At 71.1% G+C, this 22280-nt stretch carries 17 protein-coding genes; 9 read left to right on the top strand and 8 right to left on the bottom strand.

The window, feature by feature from the left end:
* Window positions 1-25 precede the first annotated feature (25 nt).
* Together E0493_RS07255 and rpoH are read left to right on the top strand one after the other, a co-directional pair.
* Entirely contained in the window at window positions 26-1000 is a 975-nt protein-coding gene (locus E0493_RS07255) for an RluA family pseudouridine synthase (RefSeq protein WP_160936516.1), read from the top strand.
* A 224-nt stretch (window positions 1001-1224) separates the two neighbouring features.
* Window positions 1225-2112 (top strand): RNA polymerase sigma factor RpoH, encoded by an 888-nt coding sequence (gene rpoH, locus E0493_RS07250; RefSeq protein WP_160936275.1) that lies wholly within the window; start codon window positions 1225-1227, stop codon window positions 2110-2112.
* A gap of 200 nt (window positions 2113-2312) precedes the next feature.
* On the opposite strand, the gene E0493_RS07245 is transcribed toward rpoH, so the two are convergent.
* Window positions 2313-2879 carry a transposase gene (locus tag E0493_RS07245; protein ID WP_160936274.1) on the bottom strand — a complete coding sequence of 189 codons (567 nt, stop codon included), beginning with the start codon at window positions 2877-2879 and terminating at the stop codon, window positions 2313-2315.
* Between the two features lie 407 nt (window positions 2880-3286).
* Between E0493_RS07245 and E0493_RS07240 the strand changes: the two genes are divergently transcribed.
* Both E0493_RS07240 and E0493_RS07235 read left to right on the top strand, forming a co-directional pair.
* The gene (locus E0493_RS07240) at window positions 3287-4675 is read left to right on the top strand and encodes an arylsulfatase (RefSeq protein ID WP_202396976.1); all 1389 of its coding nucleotides are present in this window, start codon (window positions 3287-3289) and stop codon (window positions 4673-4675) included.
* Window positions 4672-5679, top strand: coding sequence for a SphA family protein (locus E0493_RS07235; RefSeq protein WP_202396975.1), 1008 nt, complete (start codon window positions 4672-4674; stop codon window positions 5677-5679). Before E0493_RS07240 ends, E0493_RS07235 begins: the two co-directional genes overlap by 4 nt.
* A gap of 269 nt (window positions 5680-5948) precedes the next feature.
* Here E0493_RS07235 and E0493_RS07230 read toward each other — a convergent pair whose 3' ends face one another.
* Together E0493_RS07230 and E0493_RS07225 are read right to left on the bottom strand one after the other, a co-directional pair.
* Window positions 5949-7238, bottom strand: a complete 1290-nt coding sequence (locus tag E0493_RS07230; RefSeq protein ID WP_160936272.1) for an adenylosuccinate synthase — start codon at window positions 7236-7238, stop codon at window positions 5949-5951.
* Between the two features lie 2 nt (window positions 7239-7240).
* Window positions 7241-8386: an ATP phosphoribosyltransferase regulatory subunit gene (locus E0493_RS07225; RefSeq protein ID WP_160936271.1), complete on the bottom strand. Its 1146-nt coding sequence runs from the start codon at window positions 8384-8386 to the stop codon at window positions 7241-7243.
* Window positions 8387-8542: 156 nt separating this feature from the next.
* Here E0493_RS07225 and E0493_RS07220 point away from each other — a divergent pair, with 156 nt between their 5' ends.
* Window positions 8543-9091, top strand: a complete 549-nt coding sequence (locus E0493_RS07220) for a hypothetical protein (protein WP_160936270.1) — start codon at window positions 8543-8545, stop codon at window positions 9089-9091.
* A 120-nt stretch (window positions 9092-9211) separates the two neighbouring features.
* Here the strand turns inward: E0493_RS07220 and E0493_RS07215 are convergent, their stop codons facing one another.
* Complete coding sequence (locus tag E0493_RS07215) at window positions 9212-10018, bottom strand: enoyl-CoA hydratase/isomerase family protein (RefSeq protein WP_160936269.1); 807 nt, start codon at window positions 10016-10018, stop codon at window positions 9212-9214.
* Between the two features lie 162 nt (window positions 10019-10180).
* On the opposite strand from E0493_RS07215, the gene E0493_RS07210 reads away from it, so the two are divergent.
* From E0493_RS07210 to E0493_RS07200, 3 genes are read left to right on the top strand one after another with little or no spacing between them, the layout of a single operon-like run.
* On the top strand, window positions 10181-13579 hold the full coding sequence (locus tag E0493_RS07210; protein WP_160936268.1) for a transglutaminase family protein: 3399 nt from the start codon (window positions 10181-10183) through the stop codon (window positions 13577-13579).
* Window positions 13580-13592: 13 nt separating this feature from the next.
* Window positions 13593-16085: a circularly permuted type 2 ATP-grasp protein gene (locus E0493_RS07205; protein ID WP_160936267.1), complete on the top strand. Its 2493-nt coding sequence runs from the start codon at window positions 13593-13595 to the stop codon at window positions 16083-16085.
* Window positions 16082-16942, top strand: a complete 861-nt coding sequence (locus E0493_RS07200; RefSeq protein ID WP_160936266.1) for a transglutaminase family protein — start codon at window positions 16082-16084, stop codon at window positions 16940-16942. Before E0493_RS07205 ends, E0493_RS07200 begins: the two co-directional genes overlap by 4 nt.
* Before the next feature lie 55 nt (window positions 16943-16997).
* Here the strand turns inward: E0493_RS07200 and E0493_RS07195 are convergent, their stop codons facing one another.
* Window positions 16998-18206 (bottom strand): Zn-dependent hydrolase, encoded by a 1209-nt coding sequence (locus tag E0493_RS07195; protein WP_160936265.1) that lies wholly within the window; start codon window positions 18204-18206, stop codon window positions 16998-17000.
* A 137-nt stretch (window positions 18207-18343) separates the two neighbouring features.
* Between E0493_RS07195 and E0493_RS07190 the strand changes: the two genes are divergently transcribed.
* Window positions 18344-18727, top strand: coding sequence for a RidA family protein (locus E0493_RS07190; protein ID WP_160936264.1), 384 nt, complete (start codon window positions 18344-18346; stop codon window positions 18725-18727).
* 69 nt (window positions 18728-18796) lie between these two features.
* Here E0493_RS07190 and E0493_RS07185 read toward each other — a convergent pair whose 3' ends face one another.
* From E0493_RS07185 to E0493_RS07175, 3 genes are read right to left on the bottom strand one after another with little or no spacing between them, the layout of a single operon-like run.
* On the bottom strand, window positions 18797-19570 hold the full coding sequence (locus E0493_RS07185; RefSeq protein ID WP_160936263.1) for an SDR family NAD(P)-dependent oxidoreductase: 774 nt from the start codon (window positions 19568-19570) through the stop codon (window positions 18797-18799).
* A complete protein-coding gene (locus tag E0493_RS07180) occupies window positions 19567-20526 on the bottom strand; it encodes a 3-hydroxyacyl-CoA dehydrogenase family protein (protein WP_160936262.1) in 960 nt (319 codons plus the stop codon). The genes E0493_RS07185 and E0493_RS07180 overlap by 4 nt, the downstream gene beginning before the upstream one ends.
* A complete protein-coding gene (locus E0493_RS07175) occupies window positions 20523-22199 on the bottom strand; it encodes a thiamine pyrophosphate-binding protein (RefSeq protein ID WP_160936261.1) in 1677 nt (558 codons plus the stop codon). Before E0493_RS07175 ends, E0493_RS07180 begins: the two co-directional genes overlap by 4 nt.
* Between the last annotated feature and the right edge of the window lie 81 nt (window positions 22200-22280).

Raw genomic sequence — 22280 nt, 5'->3', positions numbered from 1 at the left:
CGCAAGCCAGCCCGAGCCCGGCCCCATGCCGGACGGTCAGTTCGAGGTCCTTGCGGAAGCCGCCCACGCGGGCGACCGGCTCGACCGGTTCCTGGCGGCGGCGATAGGCACGCTCTCCCGCTCGCGCGTCAAGGCGCTGATCGAGGCAGGCCATGTCAGCCGCGGCGGCGCGCCCGCGACCGATCCCTCCGAGACGGTGCGCGCCGGCATGCGCTACCGCGTCGCTCCGCCGCCGGCGGTGGACGCGACGCCGCAGCCGCAGGCGATGCCGCTGACCATCCTGTTCGAGGACCGCCACCTGATCGTGCTGGACAAGCCGGCCGGGCTGGTGGTCCATCCTGCCCCCGGCAACCAGGACGGCACACTGGTCAATGCGCTGCTCGCCCATGCCGGCGAGGAACTGACCGGCATCGGCGGCGAGCGGCGTCCCGGCATCGTGCACCGGCTGGACAAGGACACCTCCGGCGTCATGGTGGTGGCCAAGACGGACCTCGCGCACCAGGCCCTCAGCACCGCCTTCGCGACGCGCGACCTGGAGCGCGCCTACCTTGCGCTGGCCTGGGGTGTGCCCTCCCGGCCGGCGGGCGAAGTGGATGCGCCGATCGGCCGGCACCCGACCGACCGCAAGCGCATGGCTGTGGTCACCCGGGGCGGCAAGCCCGCGCTGACACGGTTCGCCACCGAACGCGCCTGGGGCACCGGCTGCGCGCTGCTGCGCTGCCGCCTCGCCACCGGACGGACCCACCAGATCCGGGTCCATTTGTCGCAGATCGGCCATCCACTGGTGGGTGATCCGGTCTACCTGCGGCGCATACCCGCCGCCGCCCGCATCCTACCGGCAACGGCGCGCGACGCCTTGCTGGCCTTTCCGCGGCAGGCCTTGCACGCGGAAAGCCTCGGATTCCGCCATCCCGCCACGGGGGAGCTGCTGCGCTTCGCCGCCCCCCTGCCGCCCGACATGCGCGGGCTGCTAACATTGCTGGATGGTAACCCGCCGTAACCCGACTATTACAGTCGGGATTTTCTTGCGAAACCAATTGAAGCGGGGTAGCGTTCAACCCGTCGCCAACGCCGGGTGCCACCACCAAGGCGCGGCCGCCGAAGCTGTCCCTCCCGTGACAGGGGATGAAGCGGCGCGCCAGGGCTCAGCGGGGACGGCCGGACCATACCCTCCGGGGCTCGCTGTCACAGGAGCACCCGGCCGGTGCAGGAGGCAGATGCAGAATGGCTTCCACTTCGTCGATGATTCCGATTGCCCCCGAGGGCAATCTCTCCCGCTACCTGCAGGAGATCCGCAAGTTCCCCATGCTTTCGCCGGACGAGGAACTCCGTCTGGCGAAGGACTGGAAGGAGCATGGCGACCAGCAGGCCGCCCATAAGCTTGTCACCTCGCATCTGCGCCTCGTGGCGAAGATCGCCATGGGCTACCGTGGCTATGGCCTTCCGGTCGGCGAACTGATCAGCGAGGGCAATGTCGGCATGATGCAGGCCGTCCGCCGCTTCGATCCCGACCGGGGCTTCCGCCTGGCCACCTATGCCATGTGGTGGATCCGCGCCGCGATCCAAGAGTACATCCTGCATTCCTGGTCGCTCGTGAAGATGGGCACCACGGCCGCGCAGAAGAAGCTGTTCTTCAACCTGCGCCGGCTGAAGGGCCAAATGGCCGCGCTGGAGGAAGGCGACCTGCAGCCTGAGCAGGTCGAGAAGATCGCCCGCGTGCTGCAAGTGCCGGAGCAGGACGTGGTGTCGATGAACCGACGCCTCGCCTCTCCCGACAACTCGCTGAACGCGCCGGTGCGCGCCGACAGCGAGGGCGAGTGGCAGGACTGGCTGGTGGATGAGGGCGAAAGCCAGGAGGAGGAGCTTGCCGAACGGCAGGACCTCACCAACCGCCGCCAGCTGCTTGGCGAGGCGCTCAAGACGCTGAACGAGCGCGAGCGCCACATCCTCATCGAGCGGAGGCTCAAGGACGAGCCGACCACGCTGGAGGAGCTGTCGCAGCAGTACAACATCAGCCGCGAGCGGGTGCGGCAGATCGAAGTGCGCGCCTTTGAGAAGCTCCAGAAGAGCATGAAGACGCAGATCATGGAGCGCCGGCTGGCGGTGGACTGACTGCCCCGGCAGCGGGACTGGAGAAGGGGCGCGGCGAAGGCCGCGCCCCTTTTTCGTTGTCGGGCGCGGTTCGGGACGGGGGCGGCGGGCCGGGAGGGCGTGGGCGCAGCCGGCGCGGCGCAGCGCCAGCGGGACCCGCGGCAGGTTCGGGGTGCGGCCGGCGTGGCCGGTGGACTCGCGCGGCGGGGCGGGCATGGCGCTCATGGCCAGGCCAGGCGGACGGAGCGCGGGATGCGGGCGCGTCCGCCGGCGTCCCGCAGCAGGCGGAGCAGGCTGCGCAGCGTTTCGGGCGCGGCGCGCGGGCCGAGCGGAAGGCGGGCGAGAGTTTCGGACAAAAGCGGATCGGGCAGCAGCCAGGGGGGTGCGGCCAGGGCGGAGCGTAGGCCGAGGCGGCGGATCAGTGCCAGCAGCGGCAGGCCGCCGAGGCGCGCGGCGCGGCGGCAGGCACGGCAGATGGCGTATTCCACGGCGCGGAGCGGATGGCCGGGCGGCGCCTTGGCCAGCCCCCGCAGCAGGCCGTGCCAGAACCCGGCATGGGTCAGGCGGCGGAAGAAGCGGGCGACGGTGGCGGGGTTGCCGTAGCGCTCCGGCAGGTCGCGCCAGGGGGCGCCGGGGAGCTGGGCGAGGTGGAAGATGGCATCGAGCCGGGCGCGCGGGTCGGCGGTGCGGCGGCCTTGCGGGGAGAGCGCGGGCAGGAAGGGCTGGAGGGCGGCCCAGGCGGTGTCGGAAAGCGGGGTCCAGAGGGTTGGGGGCGTGAGGCGGGACATGGGGCCGCTCCGGGTGGGGGGAGCGGAGGGTAATAGGAATTTGGTCCTGTTGTCAAGATAGGCATGGGTGAGGAATGAACCGCCCCTGAGGTCTGCCTTGCGCCCATCTTAGACGTCACGTCGCACATTGCGTGTTCTCAGAAGCGGAAATCTTCCGAAGATCCCAGGGTTTTCCTGTATGGCTCCTCGAACCCTTCTTTCGCTAGGTTCCTTGGATCGTAAGCGTAAGTCCCTGCGCAGCGGCGGCACGCTGCGGGAGGCTATGGATGCCCCAGGAACGCGTCACCATAGATGTTTCGTCAGGGCCCCAGCGAAGAAGCGGCGACGGTAGCAGGCGAAGCCTGCTGTTGAGTGGCTCCGCACTTGTTGGGGCGTTGGCTGTGGGTTCTGCCGCCTCGAGCAGATCCGTGCGAGCACAGCAGAGCCAGCAGGGTGGGCAGAAGCCGAACATCATCTTCATCCTGGCCGACAACCTGGGCTATGGCGAGCTCGGCTGTTACGGTGGTGGCATCCTCCGCGGTGCCCCGACGCCCAGGATAGACCGCTTGGCCGCCGAGGGGACGCGGCTGTTGAACTTCAATGTCGAGCCGCAGTGCACGCCATCGCGCTCCGCCTTCATTACGGGCAGGCACCCGATCCGCTCCGGTACCTACAGCGTTCCGATTGACGGCCGCCCTTACGGCCCTGTGCGGTGGGAGGTCACCCTGCCGGATCTGCTGTCTTCGCAAGGCTACGCCACCGGCATCTTCGGCAAGTGGCACCTGGGCGACAGCGAGGGTCGCTACCCTCACGACCGCGGCTTTGACGAGTGGTACGGCATACCAAATTCGAGCGACGAGAGCTTTTGGCCGCAACAGGCGGGCTTTGACGCCAAGCTGGCACACCTGGAGCAAGTCATGGAGGGGCGCCGAGGAGAGAAGGCGCGGGGCATCAAGGTCTACGACGATAACGCCCGTCGGGAGATTGATCTTGAGCTCACGACCAAGACCATCGACTTCATGAAGCGCAGCGTGCAGGCCGGACGCCCCTTCTTCGCCTACGTGCCGTTCACCCTCGTCCACGCGCCAACCGAGCCGTCGAAGCAGTTCGCGGGCAAGACGGGACGAGGCGACTGGGCAGACGTGCTGGCCCAGATGGACTGGAGCGTCGGGCAGATCCTCGATGCGGTGGCCGAAATGGGCGTCCAAGACAACACCGTCTTTGTCTTCACCAGCGACAACGGGCCGGAAGAAACCTATCCGTGGCGAGGCTGGGCGGGCCCGTGGTCTGGCTCCTACTTCACAGCCATGGAAGGCTCGCTGCGCACACCCTTCATTATTCGCTGGCCGGGCCGGGTTCCCGAAGGGCGCGTGAGCAACGAGATCGTGCACATCGCGGATCTCTTCACCACGCTGGCCCGCATCGCCGGAGCGGAGATCCCGCAGGACCGGCCGATCGACGGCCTGGACCAGACCAGCTTCCTTCTGGGTCGCCAGGAGACCTCGGTCCGCGAATGGTTCCCGGTCTATGTCAACAACGAGCTTTTCGCCGTGAAATGGCGCAACTGGAAGCTCCACTTCGTCTGGCAGGAGCGCATGGACGACGCGCCGCAGCGGCTCGGAGGCGGCGTCAAGCTGTTCAACCTGGACATCACTCCGCAGGAGCGCCCGGATGAAAGCCTGCCGACGGGATTCACGCATGGCTGGGTGGTGCATGGCATCTTTGCGGCCCTCACCCCCTTCCAGCAGAGCCTGAAGGAGCACCCTCCCATCCCCATGGGGGCAGCCGACCCCTATAGGCCGGGGAAGAGTGGGTGAGCACGGCACCGGCGCCGTTCAGGAACGACCCCAGCAGGGGGTGGAGTCCAAGCGCGGCGCTCCTCGTGGCCCTTGGCGGGGTCGTGACTTCCACCGCTTCCCATGCTGATGAAGGCGGCGTCAGCTTCTGGGCACCCGGGCTCTACGGCAGCCTCGCGGCTGTGCCAGGGGAGGCGGGATGGTCATGGGCCACGGTCTACAACCACACCTCAGTCGATGGCGGCGGCGGCAGGACCTTCCTGCGTGGCGGCCGGTTCGAGAGTGGCCTCTCAGCCAGGGTCGACGGCGTCTTCTTCGGCCCGACCTACACCTTTGAGACCCCGTTTCTCGGGGCGCAGGCGGCACTCAGCCTCACCGGCATTGCGGGGCGCTCGGAAGCCTCCGTAGATGCGACGCTCACAGGCCCACGCGGCAACACGATCTCCGGCGAACGAAGCGATGCCCGCACAGCCTTCGGCGACCTCTACCCCCAGTTCACCCTCAAGTGGAACCAGGGCGTCCACAACTTTCTGGCCTATGGAACCGGCGGCATACCTGTCGGCGCCTACAACCCAAACCGCCTCGCAAATCTCGGCACGGGGCACGCCGCAATCGATGGGGGCGGCGGCTACACCTACTTCGACCCGAAGAGCGAGCTGGAGTTCTCGGCGGTTCTGGGCTTCACCTACAACTTCGAGAACCCCGACACCGAGTACAGGAACGGCATCGATATGCACCTGGATTGGGGCGCCTCGTACTTCATCAACGAGCGGCTGCACGTCGGCGCCGTCGGTTACCTCTACAACCAGATCACTGGCGACAGCGGCGAGGGAGCGCGGCTCGGCGACTTCAAGTCGCGCGTCGCGGGCGTCGGACCGCAGATCGGCTACATGTTCCGCATCGGGGAGCGGATCAACGCTTACCTGAACGTCAAGGCGTACGGCGAGTTCGCTGCCCAGAATCGTCCCGAAGGATGGAATGCCTGGGTGACGCTTTCCTTTTCTTTGGCTCAGCCGGGCAGGTAATCACGCCCAGTTGGAGGCCTAGCAGAGCTCCTGTGGGGCGCATCCGGTGCTAGCCCCTTACGGGCAAGAAGGTCTGCTTCTGCCCCGTCGCGTCCCTCAGAGCCGCCATTCCGCTACCGGCCAACATCGGTCAGAGGATCGACGACCAGATGCTCCGCTCCCAGAATCCTCATCTAATTGAGGTCCAGGAGGCTCAGCCTCCTGGCGGATGGGGGTCCGGGGGAAGGCGGCGCCTTCCCCTGGCCGGCCGGGGAGGGCGTCCCCTCCCCTCACCCCGCGAAGGGGTCGCTCACCAGGATGGTGTCGTCGCGTTCCGGCGAGGTGGAGAGCAGCGTGACGGGCGCCTCCACCAGTTCCTCGATGCGCTTGACGTACTTGATGGCGGTGGCCGGCAGCTCGGCCCAGGAGCGGGCGCCCATGGTGGACTGGCTCCAGCCTTCCAGCGTCTCGTAGATCGGCTCGGCCTTGGCCTGGGCGGCGGCGGCGGCGGGCAGGCGCTTCACCACCTCGCCGTCGATCCGGTAGCCTGTGCAGATCTTCAGCTCGGGCAGGCCGTCCAGCACGTCCAGCTTGGTGAGCGCGAGGCCCTGCACGCCGCCGACCTTCACCGCCTGGCGCACCAGGCAAGCGTCGAACCAGCCGCAGCGGCGCGGCCGGCCCGTCACGGTGCCGAACTCGCGGCCGCGCTCGCCCAGGCGCTTGCCGGTGTCGTCATGCAGCTCGGTCGGGAACGGCCCGGAGCCGACACGGGTGGTGTAGGCCTTGGCGATGCCCAGCACGGTGCCGATGTTGTGCGGCCCGATGCCGGAGCCGGCCGCCGCGCTGCCCGCCACCGTGTTGGAGGAGGTGACGAAGGGGTAGGTGCCGTGGTCCACATCCAGCATGACGGCCTGCGCCCCCTCGAACAGCACGCGGCTGTTCTTGTGGCGCGCCTCGTCCAGCCGCTCCCACACCGCCTCGGCATAGGGCAGCAGCTTCGGCGCCAGCGCCAGCAGGCGGTCCAGCAGGTCCTGCTTCTCGAAGGTCTCGGCGCCGAGGCCCTTCAACAAAGTGTTGTGGTGCAGCAGCAGCTCGTCGAGCTTGGACGACAGCGTTTCGGGCTCGGCGAGGTCGCAGAGGCGGATGGCGCGGCGGGCCACCTTGTCCTCGTAGGCCGGGCCGATGCCGCGGCCGGTGGTGCCGATCTTGCGCTCGCCGCGCGCTTCCTCGCGCGCCTTGTCGATGGCCGGGTGCAGCGGCAGGATCAGCGGCACGTTCTCGGCGATGCGCAGGTTGTGCGGCCCGACGTCGAGGCCCTGCCCGCGCACGCGCGAGATCTCGCCGAGCAGCGCGTCCGGGTCCAGCACCACGCCGTTGCCGATGACGCCGAGCTTGCCGCGAACCACGCCCGAGGGCAGCAGCGACAGCTTGTAGGTCTGGTTGCCCACCACCAGCGTATGGCCGGCATTGTGGCCGCCCTGGAAGCGCACGACGATGTCGGCCCGGCTTGCCAGCCAGTCCACCACCTTGCCCTTGCCCTCGTCACCCCACTGGGCGCCGATCACGGCGACATTGGCCATGGCTAAACACTCTCCTCGATCGGCGCGGCGCTGTTTCCGCGCAGGATATGGCCGCAGCGCAGGCGCTGCGGCGTGTCGGCGGGGGTCAGCGCCGCCACCGTGACGAAACCCTGGGCCCTGAGGCCCGCCGCCGCCGCCGGATCGGCGCCGAGCGGGATGAAGACGCGCGGCGCCTCCGGCGGCACCGGCGCGGCGCGGCGCACCGCGTCCAGATAGAGCGTCATGCCGGTCGCCGCCTCGTCGCCGGAGCGGTAGCGGCCGCCCCGCGCCAGCTCCCCGGCGGTGCCGGGGCCGTAGAGGGTGAAGGCCACCCCCACATGGTACTGAAGGCCGCGGAACTCCACCGGGTCCAGCGTGATGTGCAGTTCCGGCGCGCGGGCGCGGATCACCGCCACGATGGCCGCGGCATTGTCGGCGATGGCGCGGGCGGCAGGCGGCAGGTCAGCCTCCTGAAGCGCGGCCAGGGCACGGTCGGCCGGTCCGGCGGCGGTCAGCAGCGCCGGCAGTCCAATGGCCGGCGGCCCTGCCATGGTCGCCAGCTCGCGCACCGCCGCCGCGTCCTTGCGGTCCAGCGCGCGGGCAAGCTTGCGGCGCAGGTCGCCGTGCACGCCGGCCGCGTCCAGCAGGGCGGGGGCCATGGTGGGCAGCGTGATGTCCAGGCTGGGAGCGGTGATGCCCACCTCGGCCAGCGCCGCGGTGGCGATCAGCGCCACCTCGGCATCCGCCTCGGCACAATCCACGCCGATCAGCTCAATGCCGGCCTGCGGCACCTGCCGCTCGGGCGCGAGCTGGCTGCCGTGGATGCGCAGGACCTGGCCGGAATAGGAGAGCCGCAGCGGACGCGGAACATCCGCCAGCCGCGTGGCGGCGATGCGCGCCACCTGCGGCGTGATGTCGGCACGCAGCCCCATCATGCGATGGCTGTCCGGGTCCATGAGGCGGAAGGTCTGGTCGGCGACCGCGGCGCCGGAGCCGGCCAGCAGGGAATCCTCGAACTCCAGCAGCGGCGGCTTCACCCGCTCATAGCCCTGCCCCACGAACACCGCGAGCATCGCCTCGACCATGTCCGCCTCGCGCGCCGCCTCGGGCGGCAGGAGGTCGGCGAGGCCGGAGGGCAGCAGGGCGGGGTTGGGCAGGTCTTCGGTCATGGTTCCGCTGGCCGTGGCGCCGGGGAGGCGCGGCGCAAGAGGGTTCGGACGGCGCGTGTGTGGCAGCGCCGCGCGGCGGGGGCAAGGGCGGATCGCGCGCGGGAGCGTGAAGCAGATCTGCCTTCAGCGCGGCGCGGATGGTCCCATCTGGCGTGCATGAACCGCCGCACCCTGCTCGCCGCCCTTGGCCTCCCTGCCCTTCTCGCCGCCTGCTATTCGGCGGATCCGGCACGTTCCTACCTGTTTGGCGCCGGCAGCTCGGTGCGCGGGGCGGCGCTGAACGCCCCCTTCCAGTTCGGCGACCTGTCCAAGTGGCAGGGGCAGCCCGGCCGCGCCGCCTTGGCGGTTGTCCAGATCGAGTTCCTGGCGGACGCCCTGGTGAACGATCCCTACTGGTCCGCCAAGACCTCGCCCACCGTGATGACGCAGATGGAGTGGGCTCGCCGGGAGGCGCGCAACTACCTCGGCATCCATGAAGGGGCGCCGGCGGAGGCGGTCATGGGATCGCTGCGCCAGGCCGCGGAGGCGCTGGACCACGGCAGCCGCGCCACCGCCGAGGCGGCGCTGCAGGCGCCGGCCTTCAGCCGCGGCGGGGCGGAGACGCTGCGCCTGCTGGCCAGCATGCCGCGGCTACCGCGCAGCGCCGAGGCGGCAGGCGCGGTGAACGCCGAGATGGCCCGGCAGGACAACCTGCGGAACAACTGAGGCGGCTCCCCCTCGCCTAGAGCATTTTCGGTTCATCCTGGCGCACGGGAAACGCTCTAGCCGTTTGTTTTAACGAGCATCTTCACCCGTCCCGATGATGCCATCGGAACGGGAGCTGCTCTAGCGCCCGGCGAAGCGCGGCGCGCGCTTTTCCAGCCAGGCGGCACGCCCCTCCGCGAGGTCGGCGGAGCGCTGCGACTGCTGGTGGCGGGTGTCGATCGCCGCGAAATCGGCGTCGCCCCGTGCGAAGGCGTTCAGCGCCGCCTTCATGCCCTGCACGGCCAGCGGCGCGTGCCCGGCCAGCAGCGCCGCCCGGGCGGCGACATGGGCCTGCAGCGCCTCGGCCGGAACCGCCTCGTCCAGGAAGCCGATGCGCAGCAGCTCGTCGGTGCCGACGGGCTCGGCCAGCAGGAAGATCCGCTTGGCCGCCCCCAGGCCAATGCGCGCGACGGCCCGTTGCAGTCCGCTGGGGTAGTAGTGCAGGCCCAGCCTTGCGGCCGGCATGGTCAGCGACATGCCGGCGGCGCCGATGCGGAAGTCCGCGGCCATGGCGAGGTCCACCGCGCCGCCATAGACGCTGCCGTTGAGGGCGCAGATCGTCGGCAGGCGGCAGCGCTCGAGGCGGTCGCCCACGGTGCCAAACTCAGGGGTCTCCGGACCCGCCCCGCGGCCGAGCTTGCCGATGTTGTAGCCGGCGCTGAAGGAACGCCCGGCGCCGGTGAGCACCAGGACACGGAGGGCATCATCCGCCTCCACCCGGTCCAGCAGCTGCACCAGGCGCAGCAGGTCCTCCGGCTCCAGGCGGTTGTGGTGGCGCGGACGGTTCAGGCGGATGGTGGCGACGGCGCCGGCCACCTCCAGGCTGGGCGTCGCGCCCTCGACGCCACCCTGCACGCCACCGGCGGATGATTCGTTGTCAGCAGCCATAAAGGAAAGCCTCCGCCTGTGGGTCATCCAGCGAGGGCGGCATGATGGGATGGGCCGGCCGGATCGCCAAGACGGCCCTGCCACGCCGTCGTTCATAGCGGGTTTCGCGGCGCGCGAGGCAAGGTCTAAGCTGCACTGCAGCAACAGCAGCCGGGCCCTCGCATGCCGATCCATGTCGCGCTGACCCATCGCACCAGCTACCGCTATGATCGCCCCGTCAGCCTGGGGCCGCAGACCATCCGGCTGCGGCCGGCCCCGCATGCGCGCACGCCGATCCTCTCCTACGCGCTGAGCATCGCGCCCAAGCCGCACTTCCTGAACTGGCAGCAGGACCCGCAGGGAAATTTCCTCGCCCGCGTCGTCTTTCCCGAACGCATCACCCATTTCGACGTGACGGTGGACCTCGTGGCCGACATGGCCACCATCAATCCCTTCGACTTCTTCCTGGAGCCCGAGGCCGAGACCTGGCCCCTCAGCTATGACCCGGTGCTGGAACAGGAGCTGGCACCCTTCCGCCGCGCCGCCGAGCCCGGTCCGCGCCTCGCCGCGCTGCTGGCGGAGGTGCCGCGCGGCGAGCAGGGCACCGTCTCCATGATGATGGCGCTGAACAGCCTGGTTCGGAGCCGCGTCTCCTACATCGTGCGGATGGAGCCAGGCGTCTGGTCGCCCGAGCAGACGCTGACCGCGGGCAAGGGCTCCTGCCGGGACAGCGCCTGGCTGCTGGTGCAGATGTTGCGCAACCTCGGCTATGCCGCGCGCTTCGTCTCGGGCTACCTGATCCAGCTCGTCGCCGACGAGAAGCCGCTGGAAGGGCCTGAAGGTCCGGAGGCCGACTTCACCGACCTGCATGCCTGGGCGGAGGTTTATCTTCCCGGTGCCGGCTGGGTCGGGCTGGACGCCACCTCCGGCCTGCTGGCAGGCGAGGGCCATGTTCCGCTCGCGGCGACGCCGGAGCCGCAGTCGGCCGCGCCGATCAGCGGCGTGATGTCGAAGGCCGAGGTGGCCTTTGACTTCGGCATGCGCGTCACCCGCCTGCGCGAAACGCCGCGCGTCACCAAGCCCTATTCCGAGGAGACTTGGCAGGACATCCTGGAGGCCGGCGAGGTGGTGGACGCGCAGCTCGCCGAGGGCAAGGTGCGGCTGACCATGGGCGGCGAGCCCACCTTCGTCTCCGCCACCGACCAGGAGGCGCCCGAGTGGAACACCGATGCCCTTGGCCCGACCAAGCGGCGCATCGCCGGGCGGCTGCTGAAGCGGCTGATGCCGCTCTGGGCGCCGGGCGGCGTGGTGCAGCACGCGGCGGGCAAGCATTATCCCGGCGAGCAGCTGCCGCGCTGGGCGCTCAACGCCTATTGGCGGAAGGATGGCGAGCCGGTCTGGACCGACCCCGCCCTCCTCGCCGACGACGAGCACGCGGACAGCGCCACCGCCGCCGATGCTGCCGGTTTCGCCACGGCACTCGCGGAACGGCTCGGGCTCGACGCGCGCCACGTGCAGCCGGCGCATGAGGACATCCATTATTATCTCTGGAAGGAGAAGCGCCTACCGGCCAACGTGCTGGCCGAGGATTCCAGGCTGAAGGACCCGCTGGAGCGGGCGCGCCTGGCGAAGGTCTTCGGCCAGGGGCTGGCGGCGAGCGTCGGCTCGGTGCTGCCGCTGCGCCGGCGGAAAGATGGCAGGGGCTGGGAATCCGGCCGGTGGCTGTTCCGCGAGGATGACCTGATCTTTCTTGTCCCCGGCGATTCACCGATCGGTTCCCGCCTGCCGCTGGAAAGCCTGCCCTGGGCCGACCCGGCCAGCATTCCCGCCGAGTTCGAGGCCGATCCCTTCGCCTCGCGCGCGCCCCTCCCGCCCGCCCAGGCCTTCCGCCCCGCTGCGCCGCCGCCCGCCACAAGCGCAGCCGGGTTTCCCATCCACCACCAGATCGGGCACACGTCCCCTGCGGGCGCGCCCGGCGCCGGTCCGCTGCCCGGCGCCGAGGCACTGCGCCGCGCCCGCGCGCCGCTGCCTGCCGAGAACGGCCGCGATGAGCGGGATCTCGTCCGCACCGCACTGACGGTGGAGCCGCGCGCAGGCCGGCTGCACGTCTTCTTCCCGCCCCTCTACGCCGCCGAGGACTGGCTGGAACTCTGCGCCGCCGTTGAGCAAACCGCCGCCGCCGCCGGGCGCCGCGTGGTGCTGGAAGGCTATGGGCCGCCCTCCGACCCGCGCCTGCAGGGCTTCTCCGTCACGCCCGATCCTGGGGTGATCGAGGTGAACATCCATCCCGCCGCTTCCTGGGCCGAGCATGTGGAGCGCACCGAGCAGCTCTACGCCCTGGCGCGGGAGGAAGGCCTTGCGGCCGAGAAGTTCATGCTTGATGGCCGCCATGTCGGCACCGGCGGCGGCAACCATGTGGTGATGGGCGGCGCGACGGTGGCCGAAAGCCCCTTCCTGCGCCGGCCGGACCTGCTGAAGTCGCTGCTCGGCTTCTGGCACAACCATCCGAGCCTTTCCTTCCTCTTCTCCGGCCTGTTCATCGGCCCGACCAGCCAGCACCCGCGCATCGACGAGGCGCGGCAGGACGTGCTGAACGACCTGGAGATCGCCTTCCAGCAGATCGAGCCCGGGCTGGAATGCCCGCCCTGGCTGGTGGACCGGCTGTTCCGCAACATCCTGGCGGACATGACCGGCAACACCCACCGCACCGAGTTCTGCATCGACAAGCTCTACTCGCCCGACCATTCCGGCGGCCGGCGCGGCCTGGTGGAGTTCCGTGCCTTCGAGATGCCGCCCAACCCGCGCATGTCGGCGGCGCAGATGCTGCTGATGCGCGCCGCCCTCGCCGCCTTCTGGAAGGCACCCTATGAGCGCCGGCTGGTGCGCTGGGGAACCCGCCTGCATGACGACTTCATGCTGCCGCACTACGCGCGCGAGAATTTCCGCGACGCCATCGAGGAGCTGAGGGCGCTCGGGGCACCGCTGGAGGAGGCGTGGTTCGACCCGCACTTCGCGTTCCGCTTCCCGCTGCTGGGCGAGACGGCGGTGCACGATGTCGGCCTTGAACTGCGGCACGCGCTGGAACCCTGGAACGTCCTGGGCGAGGAAAACTACGTTGGCGGCACCGCCCGCTTCGTGGACAGCAGCACCGAGCGGCTGCAGCTCCGCGCCACCGGCTTCACCCCGGAGCGCTTCACCCTGGCGGTGAACGGCCGCGCCCTGCCCATGGCCCCTACCGGCCGCGCCGGCGAGTTCGTGGCAGGCGTGCGCTTCAAGGCCTGGGCGCCGACCTCCGCCATGCACCCGGCCATCCGCGCGCAGACACCGCTGACCTTCGACCTCTGGGACAGCTGGACCGGCCGCAGCCTCGGCGGCTTCATGCATCACGCGGCGCATCCGGGCGGGCGCAACTACGAGCGCTTTCCGGTGAACGCCAACGAGGCGGAGGCGCGGCGCCGCGCCCGCTTCTTCCCCTTCGGACATACCCCCGGGGGCGGCCACACGCCCGGGCCCGGCGCCGCGCCGCTGACGGTGCAGGGGGCGGAGCTGCGCCGGACCCTCGACCTGCGCCGCCTCGCATGATAGCGGGCGGCGGGTGATCCAGCCCTCCCCGCCCGACGAGATGGTCGATGGCCGTGGCCAGGTGCGGCCGCACTGGCGGCGCGTGCTCGCGGCCCTTTCCGACCTGCCGCCCGACTCCGCCGAGGGCGGCCTCGGCGAGGCCGCGCGCCGGCTCGACCGCGCCTTCGAGGAGGAGGGCGCCACCTCCCTGCTGCCTGGCCTCAGGCGCGCCGAACCTTCCTGGCGCTGCGATCCGGTGCCGCTGCCCCTTCCCGCCGCCGAGTTCGCCACCCTCGCCGAGGGGCTGGCGCAGCGCGCGCGGTTGCTGGATGCCGTGCTGGCCGACCTGTACGGCGAGCAGCGCCTGCTGGCCGGCCGGCTGGTGCCGCCCGAACTGCTCTTCGCCAACCCGGCCTTCCTGCGCCCCTGCCGCAGCGCCGCCGCGCCACCGCCGCGCCCGATGCTGCAGACCTATGCCGCCGACCTGCTGCGCGGGCCCGACGGGTGCTGGCGGGTCTTGGCCGATCGCACCAGCCGCGCCGCCGGCATCGGTCATGCGCAGGAGAACCGGCGCATGCTCGGGCGCGTGCTGCCGCACTTGTTCCAGAGCCAGCAGGTGCGGCCGCTGCGCCCGTTCTTCGATCTCTGGCAGGACGCGCTGCAACGCCTCGCCCCGCCGCGCCAGGAGAACGCCGCCATCGCGCTGCTGACGCCGGGCGTGCAGCACCCGCTCTGGTTCGAGCATGTGCTGCTGGCGCGCGAGCTCTCCTGCGCGCTGGTGGAGCCGGGCGATCTGGCGGCGCGTGGCGGGGCTGTTTTCCTCAAGACGCTGAAGGGCTTGCAGCCCGTCCACGTGCTGCTGCGCCGGATGGACGGCCGCCTGCTCGATCCGCTGGAATTCGGCGGCCATGAACCTGGCGTCCCCGGCCTGCTCGACGCCTGGCGGCATGGCGGCGTACGGGTGGTGAATGCGCCCGGCTGCGGCCTGGCCGAGGCGCCGGGCCTGACCGCCCTGCTGCCGCGCCTCTGCGAGCACCTGCTCGGCGAGCCCTTGCGCCTGCCTTCGGTCGAGACGCACTGGCTGGCGGATCCCGATGCCCTCGCCGCCGTGCTGCGCAACCCGGACGCCTGGCTGCTGCGACCCGCCGCCGACGGCATCGCCCCCGCCTGGCGCCCCGGCCGCATGACGCCCGCCCAGCGCGAGACCCTGCTCGCCCGCGTGGCGGCGCAGCCGCGCGCCTTCGCCGCCACGCGCGACCTTCCGCCCTCCGTCGCGCCTTTCGTCGAGGGTGGTGGCCTGGCGCCGCGCCCGGTGCTGCTGCGCCTTTTCCTGGCGCAGGACGGCGCGGCGTGGAGCGCCTTCCCCGGCGGCCTCGCCCGTGTGCCGGACGAGGCGACCGGGCCGATCGGCCGGCTGCCGCGCCAGGCCCTGTCCAAGGATGTCTGGGTGCTCAGCGAGGAAGGCGGCCGCATCCAGGGGCCGGGCGCGCCACGCCAGGCGCCGTTGCCGATCCGCCGTGCCGGTGGCGACTTTCCCAGTCGCGTGGCCGACAACCTGTTCTGGCTCGGCCGCTACGTCGAGCGCATGGAAGGCGCCGCGAGACTGATGCGCGCGGCCCTGGCCCGGCTGGACCGCGGCCCGCTGCTGCCGCGCGAGATGGCGGAGCTGGCGGCACTCTTCACGGGCCTGCGCCATGCCGGGCTGGTCATGCCCGAGGACATGCCGAACACCGCCGCCAGCTCCGCCTTCCAGGCCGCGCTCTGGCGCACGCTGCGGGAGGGCGGCACGGTCGCGCGGCTCTTCGATGAGATCGGCCGCCTGGTGGAGGCCGTGCGTGACCGGCTGACCGGCGACATGCACACCCTCTTCACCCTGCCGCTGCGCGCCGTGCGCGTGCAGGCCGATGCACCGCAGCTTGGCCTGCAAGGCCTGGAAGCCGTGCTGGGCAGCGTGCTCCGCTACTCGGCTGGCGTGGCGGGCGCCGCGGCCGAGAACATGGTGCGCGCCGGCGGGTTCGCCTTTCTCGACCTCGGGCGGCGCGTGGAGCGGGCGCAGAGCATCGCCGCGCAGCTTGGCTTCGCGCTCGGCCAGAGCGCCAGCCGCATCGAGGGCGGGTTGCGGCTGGCGCTGGAGCTGTGCGACTCCGTCATCACCTATCGCAGCCGCTATCTCGGCACGCTGCAGCCCGCGCCGGCGCTCGACCTGGTGCTGGCCGAGCCCGGCAACCCGCGCGGCCTCGCCTTCCAGCTCCACGCCATCCGCGACCTGCTGCGGTCGGTGGATGGCGGCTCAGAGTGCGAGCTGCTGCCGCCGGCCGAAGCGCTGATCGCAACCGTGGAGGCCATGCCCGCCGCGGTTCTCGCCGCGCCCGACCAGGCGGCCGCGGCGGTGGCGCTCGCACCCCGCCTCGCCGCGATGGAGGGCGAGATCGCCGTCCTTTCCGACGCCATCACCCGCCGCTACTTCGCGCTGCTGCCGCCCATCCAGCAGATCGGGCAGGAATATCCCGGCGGAGGCGCGGGATGATGTGGCATGTGCGCCACGCCACCACCTATCGCTATGCCGAGCCGGTGGACATCGCCACCCACCTTCTGCACCTCGCGCCCCGGCCGCTGCCGCACCAGCGCGTGTTGGCGGAAAGCCTGACCTGCCAGCCCGAGCCCGCGCGCGTCGCCACCGGCACCGACCATTTCGGCAACCGCGTCGCCTGGCTCTTCCTCGACCGCCCACACTCGGTCTTTGAAGTGGTGGCGGAGGCGACGGTGGAGGTTACCGCCCGCGCCCTTCCTGATCCCGCCGCGACGCCGCCCTGGGAAACCGTCGCGGAACGGGCCTCGCGGGAGCCTGAGGCGGCCGAGTTCGCTCTTCCCTCGCCCATGCTTCCGCCCGAGGCCGAAGCCACCGCCTATGCGGCTGCCTCCTTCCGCCCGGGCCAGCCGGTGCTGGAAGGGCTGCTGGACCTGACCGCGCGCATCCCGCGCGACTTCGCCTTTCGCCCCGGCGTCACCGGCATCGCCACGCCGGTCGCGCAGGTGCTGGCGCAACGGGCGGGCGTCTGCCAGGACTTCACCCACCTGATGCTCTGCGCGCTGCGTGGGCTTGGCCTGCCGGCGCGCTACGTTTCCGGCTACATCCGCACCCTGCCGCCGCCGGGGGGCGCGTCCCTCATGGGCGCCGACCAGTCCCACGCCTGGGTCAGCGCCTGGCTCGGGCTGGAGCACGGCTGGGTGGACCTTGACCCGACCAACGCCCTGGTCGTGCGCGACGAGCATGTCACGCTGGGCTGGGGACGCGACTTCCACGACATTTCGCCCCTGCGCGGCATCATCCTTGGCGGCGGGCGGCATAGCCTGCGGGTCGAGGTGGATCTGGCGCCGGGCTAGGAGGACGTGCGGGGAAAGGAACTCCCCCGCGCCCCCATCTTCGTTCTTCGAGTTCTCAGTTCGAGCCTGCCAGGTAGCGCTCCGCGCCCTCGGCCAGCACCCGCACGCAGAGGGCGAGATCCTCTTCCTTCGTGTCTTCCGCCCAATGGTGGCTGATGCCGCCGATCGAGGGGGTGAACAGCATCGCGGCGGGCATCCGCTTCGCGAGGTACTGCGCGTCATGTCCCGCGCCGCTCGGCATTTCCTGCCAGGCGCCGGGCGCCAGCGCCTCGGCCGCGCCGCCGAGGGCGCGCATCATCGCCGGGTCGCAGAGCGCGGGCGTCGCCTTGCTGATGCCGACGAGCTCGGTGTGGCTGCGCTCGCGCCGGTTGCTCTCGCGCACGAGCATCCGCAGTGCCGCTTCCATCTCCTGCAGCTTCTCCATGGACACGTCGCGGAACTGGAAGAGCACCTCCGCCTTGCCCGGAATGATGCTCGGCGCACCCGGCTCCAGCAGGATGCGCCCGGTCGTCCAGGTGCTGCGCTCGCCGCAGACGCGCGGAAATTCCCGGTCGATGGCGGCGAGCAGGCGCACCGCCGCCAGCCCGGCATCCCGGCGCTCGGCCATGGTGGTGCCGCCGGCATGGTCCTGCTGCCCCGTCACGCTCAGCCGCCACTGCCAGATGGCGACGATACCGGTGACGACGCCGACCTGCAGCCCGGCCCCCTCAAGCTGCGTGCCCTGCTCGATATGCATTTCGAAGAAGCCCTTGTAGCGGGCGGGATCAATCTGCATCCGCGGCAATCCGGCGAGGCCGGCGGCCCTCAGCGCGTCCCGCAGCGGCGTGCCATCGTTGCGGCTGCGGCTGCGGTCGATCTCCTCCTCCGACAGCTCGCCGATGATGGACCTGCTGCCGAGAAAGCCGCCCTCGAAATGCCCTTCCTCGTCGGCGAAGGCGCAAACATCCACCGGCAGCCCGGCACGCGCCAGCGCCAGCCCGGCGACGACACCAAGCGCGCCATCCAGCCAGCCGGCCTCGTTCTGGCTCTCGATATGGCTGCCGACCAGCAGGTGCGGTCCCGGTCCCTTGTTGCGGCCGAAAACGTTGCCGATGCCGTCGATGGAGGCTTCCAGCCCGACCTCCTCCATCCGCTGCATCAGCCAGCGGCGGGATTCCATGTCGTCAGGGGAGTAGGTCGGACGATGCACCCCGGTCTTGAAGGCGCCGATCCTGCGCAGGTCGTGCAGGTCCTGAAGAAAGCGGGCGGTATCAACCTGGGGCATGGCGAGGCTCCGTCGGTGACTGCGGTCGTTGCAGCGTCAGCAGGCAGCGTGCCGCTCCAGCCTGCGGCGGGCAAGGTGTCTCGCCTGTGGCCCGGATGGCGTGCAGGATGGAGGCGCTGCTGAAGAGGAGGATTGCCATGCGCGCGCTGACGCACATTCCGCCGCCGGCCGGGCTCCGGACGCCACCGCTCTCCTATGCGGTGCGCACGGGAGACTTGCTCTACGTTTCCGGCATCGGGCCGCTGAACGCCGACAACAGCGTGCCTGATGGCTTCGAGGCGCAGATGCAACTGGTGCTGGCGACGCTGGACAAGGTGCTCGCGCAGGCGGGCGCGGACCGCAGCCGGCTGGTGAAGGTCAACGTGCTGCTGACGCGCGAGGAGGACGTGAAGGAGATGAACCGCCTCTACGCCGCCTGGTATGGCCCCGGCCCGTATCCCGCGCGCACCACGGCGGTGGTGAAGGCGCTTCCGCTGCCGGAGTTCCTGCTGGAGATCGAGGGCGTTGCCGCGCTCGGCTGAGGGAAGGTCCGGGAAACGCGGTTTCACGAAGGGTGAGCGCGAGGGGACAAGGTCCCCTCGTCTCTTCGCCTACCGCGCCTCCAGCGTCAGCCCGCCGTCGACGACGACGGTCTGCCCCGTCACCATCCGTGCGCCGGCGAGCAGGAAGATGATGACCTCGGCCAGGTCCTCCGGCTGGTTGCGGCGCTTCAGCAGGGCCTTGTTGGCGGAGGCAGCGCGGCGCTCCTCCGTCCACTCCACCATCCAGGGGCTGTCCACCGCGCCGGGGGCGATGGCGTTCACCCGCGCCTCCGGCGCAAGCGAGCGCGCCAGGTTCTTGGTCAGGCTGATGACGCCCGCCTTGGTGGCGCCATAGGCCATCGAGCTGCCGGGGCTGTCGAGGCCGGCGATGGAGGCGACGTTCACCACCGCGCCGTGCGAGGCCTTCAGCGCAGGCGCCGCCGCCTTGGCGCAGCGGAAGACGCCGAGCAGGTTCACCTGCAGCACGGTCTGCCAGAGCTCCTCGGTGAGGCGGTCCAGCGCGGCGGGCGGGATCAGGCTGCTGGTGCCGGGCGTGCCGGCATTGTTCACGAGGTAATCGAGCTTGCCTCCGAGATCGGCGATGGCCTTTTCCACCATGCGCGGTCCGCTTTCGGCCTCGCCCACATTGCCCGGCGCGGAGATCACGTCATGCCCGGCGGCGCGCAGCGCGGCGATGACGCCTTCGGCGCGCGGGTCGTCCGGCAGGTGGTTGATGGCGACACGGCAGCCGGCCTCGGCCAGCCCGCGCACCGTGGCCAGCCCGATGCCGGAGGCGCCGCCGGTGACGAGCGCCGTCTTGCCGGGAAGTTCGTAGCGGATCATGTCTTCTTGTCCTCCAGGCCCGCCATCGGGCCGATCTCCTTGATCGCGCGCTTCAGCGCCAGCAGGCGGCGGTCCCGCTCGGCAAGCAGCGCCTCGGGGTCCTGCCCGCCCCAGTCATAGAGGCCGCGCCCGGCCATGACGCCGGTATGGCCTTCCGCCAGGGCGCGGTCGAGCGTCTCGCTGTTCCGGCGCGGCGGCGGCGGCTGGTACATGCCGTTGGCCAGGGCCTGGGCGGAAAGCGGCAGGCCGGTGAAGTCGGCCTTCGCCATCTGGCCCAGCAGCAGCAGCCGCAGCCCGAGCCCATGGATGATGGCGGCGTCGATCTCCTGCGGGGTGGCGTAGCCCTCGTCCATCAGCCGGTAGCACTCGCCCGACAGCGCCGACTGGATGCGGTTGGCGAGGTAGCCCGGCAGGAAGCGCCGCATGACCAGCGGCACCTTGCCCATGGCCCGCAGGGTGGCGGCGACCTGCTCCACCAGTTCCGGCGCGCATTCCGGGCTGCCGACGAGGTCCACCAGGTCCACCAGGTAGGGCGGCGTGTACCAGTGCATCAGGATGGCGCGCTTCAGCCGGCCCGGCGGCATCAGCGGGAAGGCGTCGAGATAGGAGGTGTTGCTGGCCAGGATGGTGTCCGCCGGCATCAGCGGGTCCAACTCGGCGAAGAGCGCGCGCTTCACCTCGGGCTTCTCGATGATGGCCTCGATCACCAGCCCGGCGTCCGCCACCGTCTCGGCGAGGCTTTCGTGCAGGGTGACGCGCTCGCGCAGCCCGGCCTCGGTCAGGCCGTTGGCCTCGCCGGCGCCGTCCAGCGTGGCGCGCGCCTTCTCCATCAGCGAGGGGGCGCGGGCCAGGGCCGCCGGGTTGTTGTCGGTCAGCCGCACGCGATGGCCGCCGATGGCGAAGACCAGGGCCAGCGCATGGCCCATCAGCCCCGCGCCGATGATCGAAACCTTCATACCCGCTCCTCCGGCGCCCAGGGCTCGGGCGCGCGATGCTCGATGCCGGTCATCACCTCAACCACCACGGTTTCGTCGGCGGCCATGGCCTCGCGCAGGGCGGGGCCGATCTCCTCCGGCCGCTCGACGCGGATGCCGCGCAGGCCGAAGCCGCGCGCGAGGGCGCAGAAATCGGTGTGCTCGCCGAAGCGCAGCAGCGTCGCGGCGCGCTCGGGGTTGTTGCCGGCGGCGCGGAGGAGGTTGGGCCAGCCCTGGCCGAAGCCCTGGTTGTTGTTCACCACCAGCGTCACGGCGATGCCGCGGCGCTTCGCCGTCTCCAGCTCGGTCAGGTGGTAGTAGAGCGCGCCGTCGCCGCTCCAGCAGACCACCTTGCGGTCGCCCGCCGCGCATTTGGCGCCGAGCGAGGCGGGAAAGGCCCAGCCGAGCGAGCCGGCGGCGCGCAGGTAGCGCTGCCCGGCGCCGTTCATCTCGATCAGCGTGCCGGTCCAGATGCCGGAATAGCCGGTGTCGGCGACGAGGATGCCATCCTCCGGCAGGGCGGCGGAAATCTCGGCGCAGAGCCGGGCGGGATCGATCGGCGCCTCGTCGCTGGCGAGGCGGGGCGCCATGGCCGCGCGCCAGTCCTCCATCCGGGCGCTGGCGCGGCGGGCGAAGGCATGGTCCCGCGCCGGGCGGCCCAGCGCCTCGATCAGGTGGCTCAGCGTGCCCCTTGGGTCGCCGTGCAGGGAAAGCTCGGCCGGGCAGCGGTCGAGCTCGAGCGCGTCGGCGTCGATCTGGATGACCGGCGTGCCGGGGCGCGGGAGGCGCCAGCCATGCGTCACCTGGTCGCCGCCGTCGCAGCCGACCATCAGCACCAGGCCGGCCTCGTGCAGCACCTGATTGGCAGGCGGCGCCGAGTAGCTGCCGGCAACGCCGATGTTGAGCGGGTGGCGCGACGGCAGAAGATCCCGCGCGCCCAGGCTGGTGACGACCGGTGCCTGCAGCGCCTCGGCCAGCACCTGCAGGCCTTCGCCGCAGCCGGAGAGCGCGGCGCCATCGCCGGCCAGGATCACCACATCCCCGGCGGCGCGGAGGCGGGCGGCGGCGGCCTCGATCTGCGCGCCCTCAGCCACCGGGCGGTGCCGGGGCGCGGTCCAGGCGGAGAAGTCGGCCGGCTCGGCGCCGCTGTCGCCCTGCTCCACCACCTCGCCCATCAGCCCATGGAGATCGAGATGCACCGGGCGCGGCGGCGCCGTCGTGGCGGCCGCCCAGGCCATGCGGAACAGGCGCGGTAGGTCGGAAGCGGCCTCGACGGCGGCGCCGAACCGCGTCACCGGGGCGAAGAGCGGCGCATGCGGCACTTCCTGGTAGGCATTGCGGTGCTGCGCCGAGGGCGGCTTGCGCCCGGTCAGCGCGATCACCGGCGCGCGGCCGAGCCAGGCATCCTGCAAGGCCGCCGCGAGGTTGGCCGCGCCGACCGACTGCGCCGCGACGATGCCCGGCCGCCCGCTGACGCGGGCATATCCATCGGCCATGTAGGCCGCGCCCTTCTCGGAATGCGCCAGAATGGGCCGCACGCCCTGCGCCTGCAGCGCCATCAGGGTGGGGCGCAGCACGGCGTCGATGAAGAAGACATGGCTCTGGCCGGATGCCGCGATGCTGCGCGCCAGCCACTCCGCCCCTTTGAGGCCCATGGTCGGACGATCCCCCGGTGCTTGTTTTGCCTGAGCCTGCCCCCGCCCCTGTGGGGAGGCAACCCCTTCCGAGCACGCAAT

The organism is Teichococcus coralli (genome assembly GCF_009829925.1).
Taxonomy (GTDB): domain Bacteria; phylum Pseudomonadota; class Alphaproteobacteria; order Acetobacterales; family Acetobacteraceae; genus Pseudoroseomonas; species Pseudoroseomonas coralli.
This window is presented reverse-complemented; position numbering and strand designations above follow the sequence as displayed.

What these genes read in the sequence shown, in the direction of transcription:
- E0493_RS07255 (WP_160936516.1), top strand. Translation starts at nt 26, where the DNA reads ATGCCGGACGGTCAGTTCGAGGTCCTTGCGGAAGCCGCCCACGCGGGC.
- rpoH (WP_160936275.1), top strand. Translation starts at nt 1,225, where the DNA reads ATGGCTTCCACTTCGTCGATGATTCCGATTGCCCCCGAGGGCAATCTC.
- E0493_RS07245 (WP_160936274.1), bottom strand. Translation starts at nt 2,879, where the DNA reads ATGTCCCGCCTCACGCCCCCAACCCTCTGGACCCCGCTTTCCGACACC.
- E0493_RS07230 (WP_160936272.1), bottom strand. Translation starts at nt 7,238, where the DNA reads ATGGCCAATGTCGCCGTGATCGGCGCCCAGTGGGGTGACGAGGGCAAG.
- E0493_RS07225 (WP_160936271.1), bottom strand. Translation starts at nt 8,386, where the DNA reads ATGACCGAAGACCTGCCCAACCCCGCCCTGCTGCCCTCCGGCCTCGCC.
- E0493_RS07220 (WP_160936270.1), top strand. Translation starts at nt 8,543, where the DNA reads ATGAACCGCCGCACCCTGCTCGCCGCCCTTGGCCTCCCTGCCCTTCTC.
- E0493_RS07215 (WP_160936269.1), bottom strand. Translation starts at nt 10,018, where the DNA reads ATGGCTGCTGACAACGAATCATCCGCCGGTGGCGTGCAGGGTGGCGTC.
- E0493_RS07210 (WP_160936268.1), top strand. Translation starts at nt 10,181, where the DNA reads ATGCCGATCCATGTCGCGCTGACCCATCGCACCAGCTACCGCTATGAT.
- E0493_RS07200 (WP_160936266.1), top strand. Translation starts at nt 16,082, where the DNA reads ATGATGTGGCATGTGCGCCACGCCACCACCTATCGCTATGCCGAGCCG.
- E0493_RS07195 (WP_160936265.1), bottom strand. Translation starts at nt 18,206, where the DNA reads ATGCCCCAGGTTGATACCGCCCGCTTTCTTCAGGACCTGCACGACCTG.
- E0493_RS07190 (WP_160936264.1), top strand. Translation starts at nt 18,344, where the DNA reads ATGCGCGCGCTGACGCACATTCCGCCGCCGGCCGGGCTCCGGACGCCA.
- E0493_RS07185 (WP_160936263.1), bottom strand. Translation starts at nt 19,570, where the DNA reads ATGATCCGCTACGAACTTCCCGGCAAGACGGCGCTCGTCACCGGCGGC.
- E0493_RS07180 (WP_160936262.1), bottom strand. Translation starts at nt 20,526, where the DNA reads ATGAAGGTTTCGATCATCGGCGCGGGGCTGATGGGCCATGCGCTGGCC.
- E0493_RS07175 (WP_160936261.1), bottom strand. Translation starts at nt 22,199, where the DNA reads ATGGGCCTCAAAGGGGCGGAGTGGCTGGCGCGCAGCATCGCGGCATCC.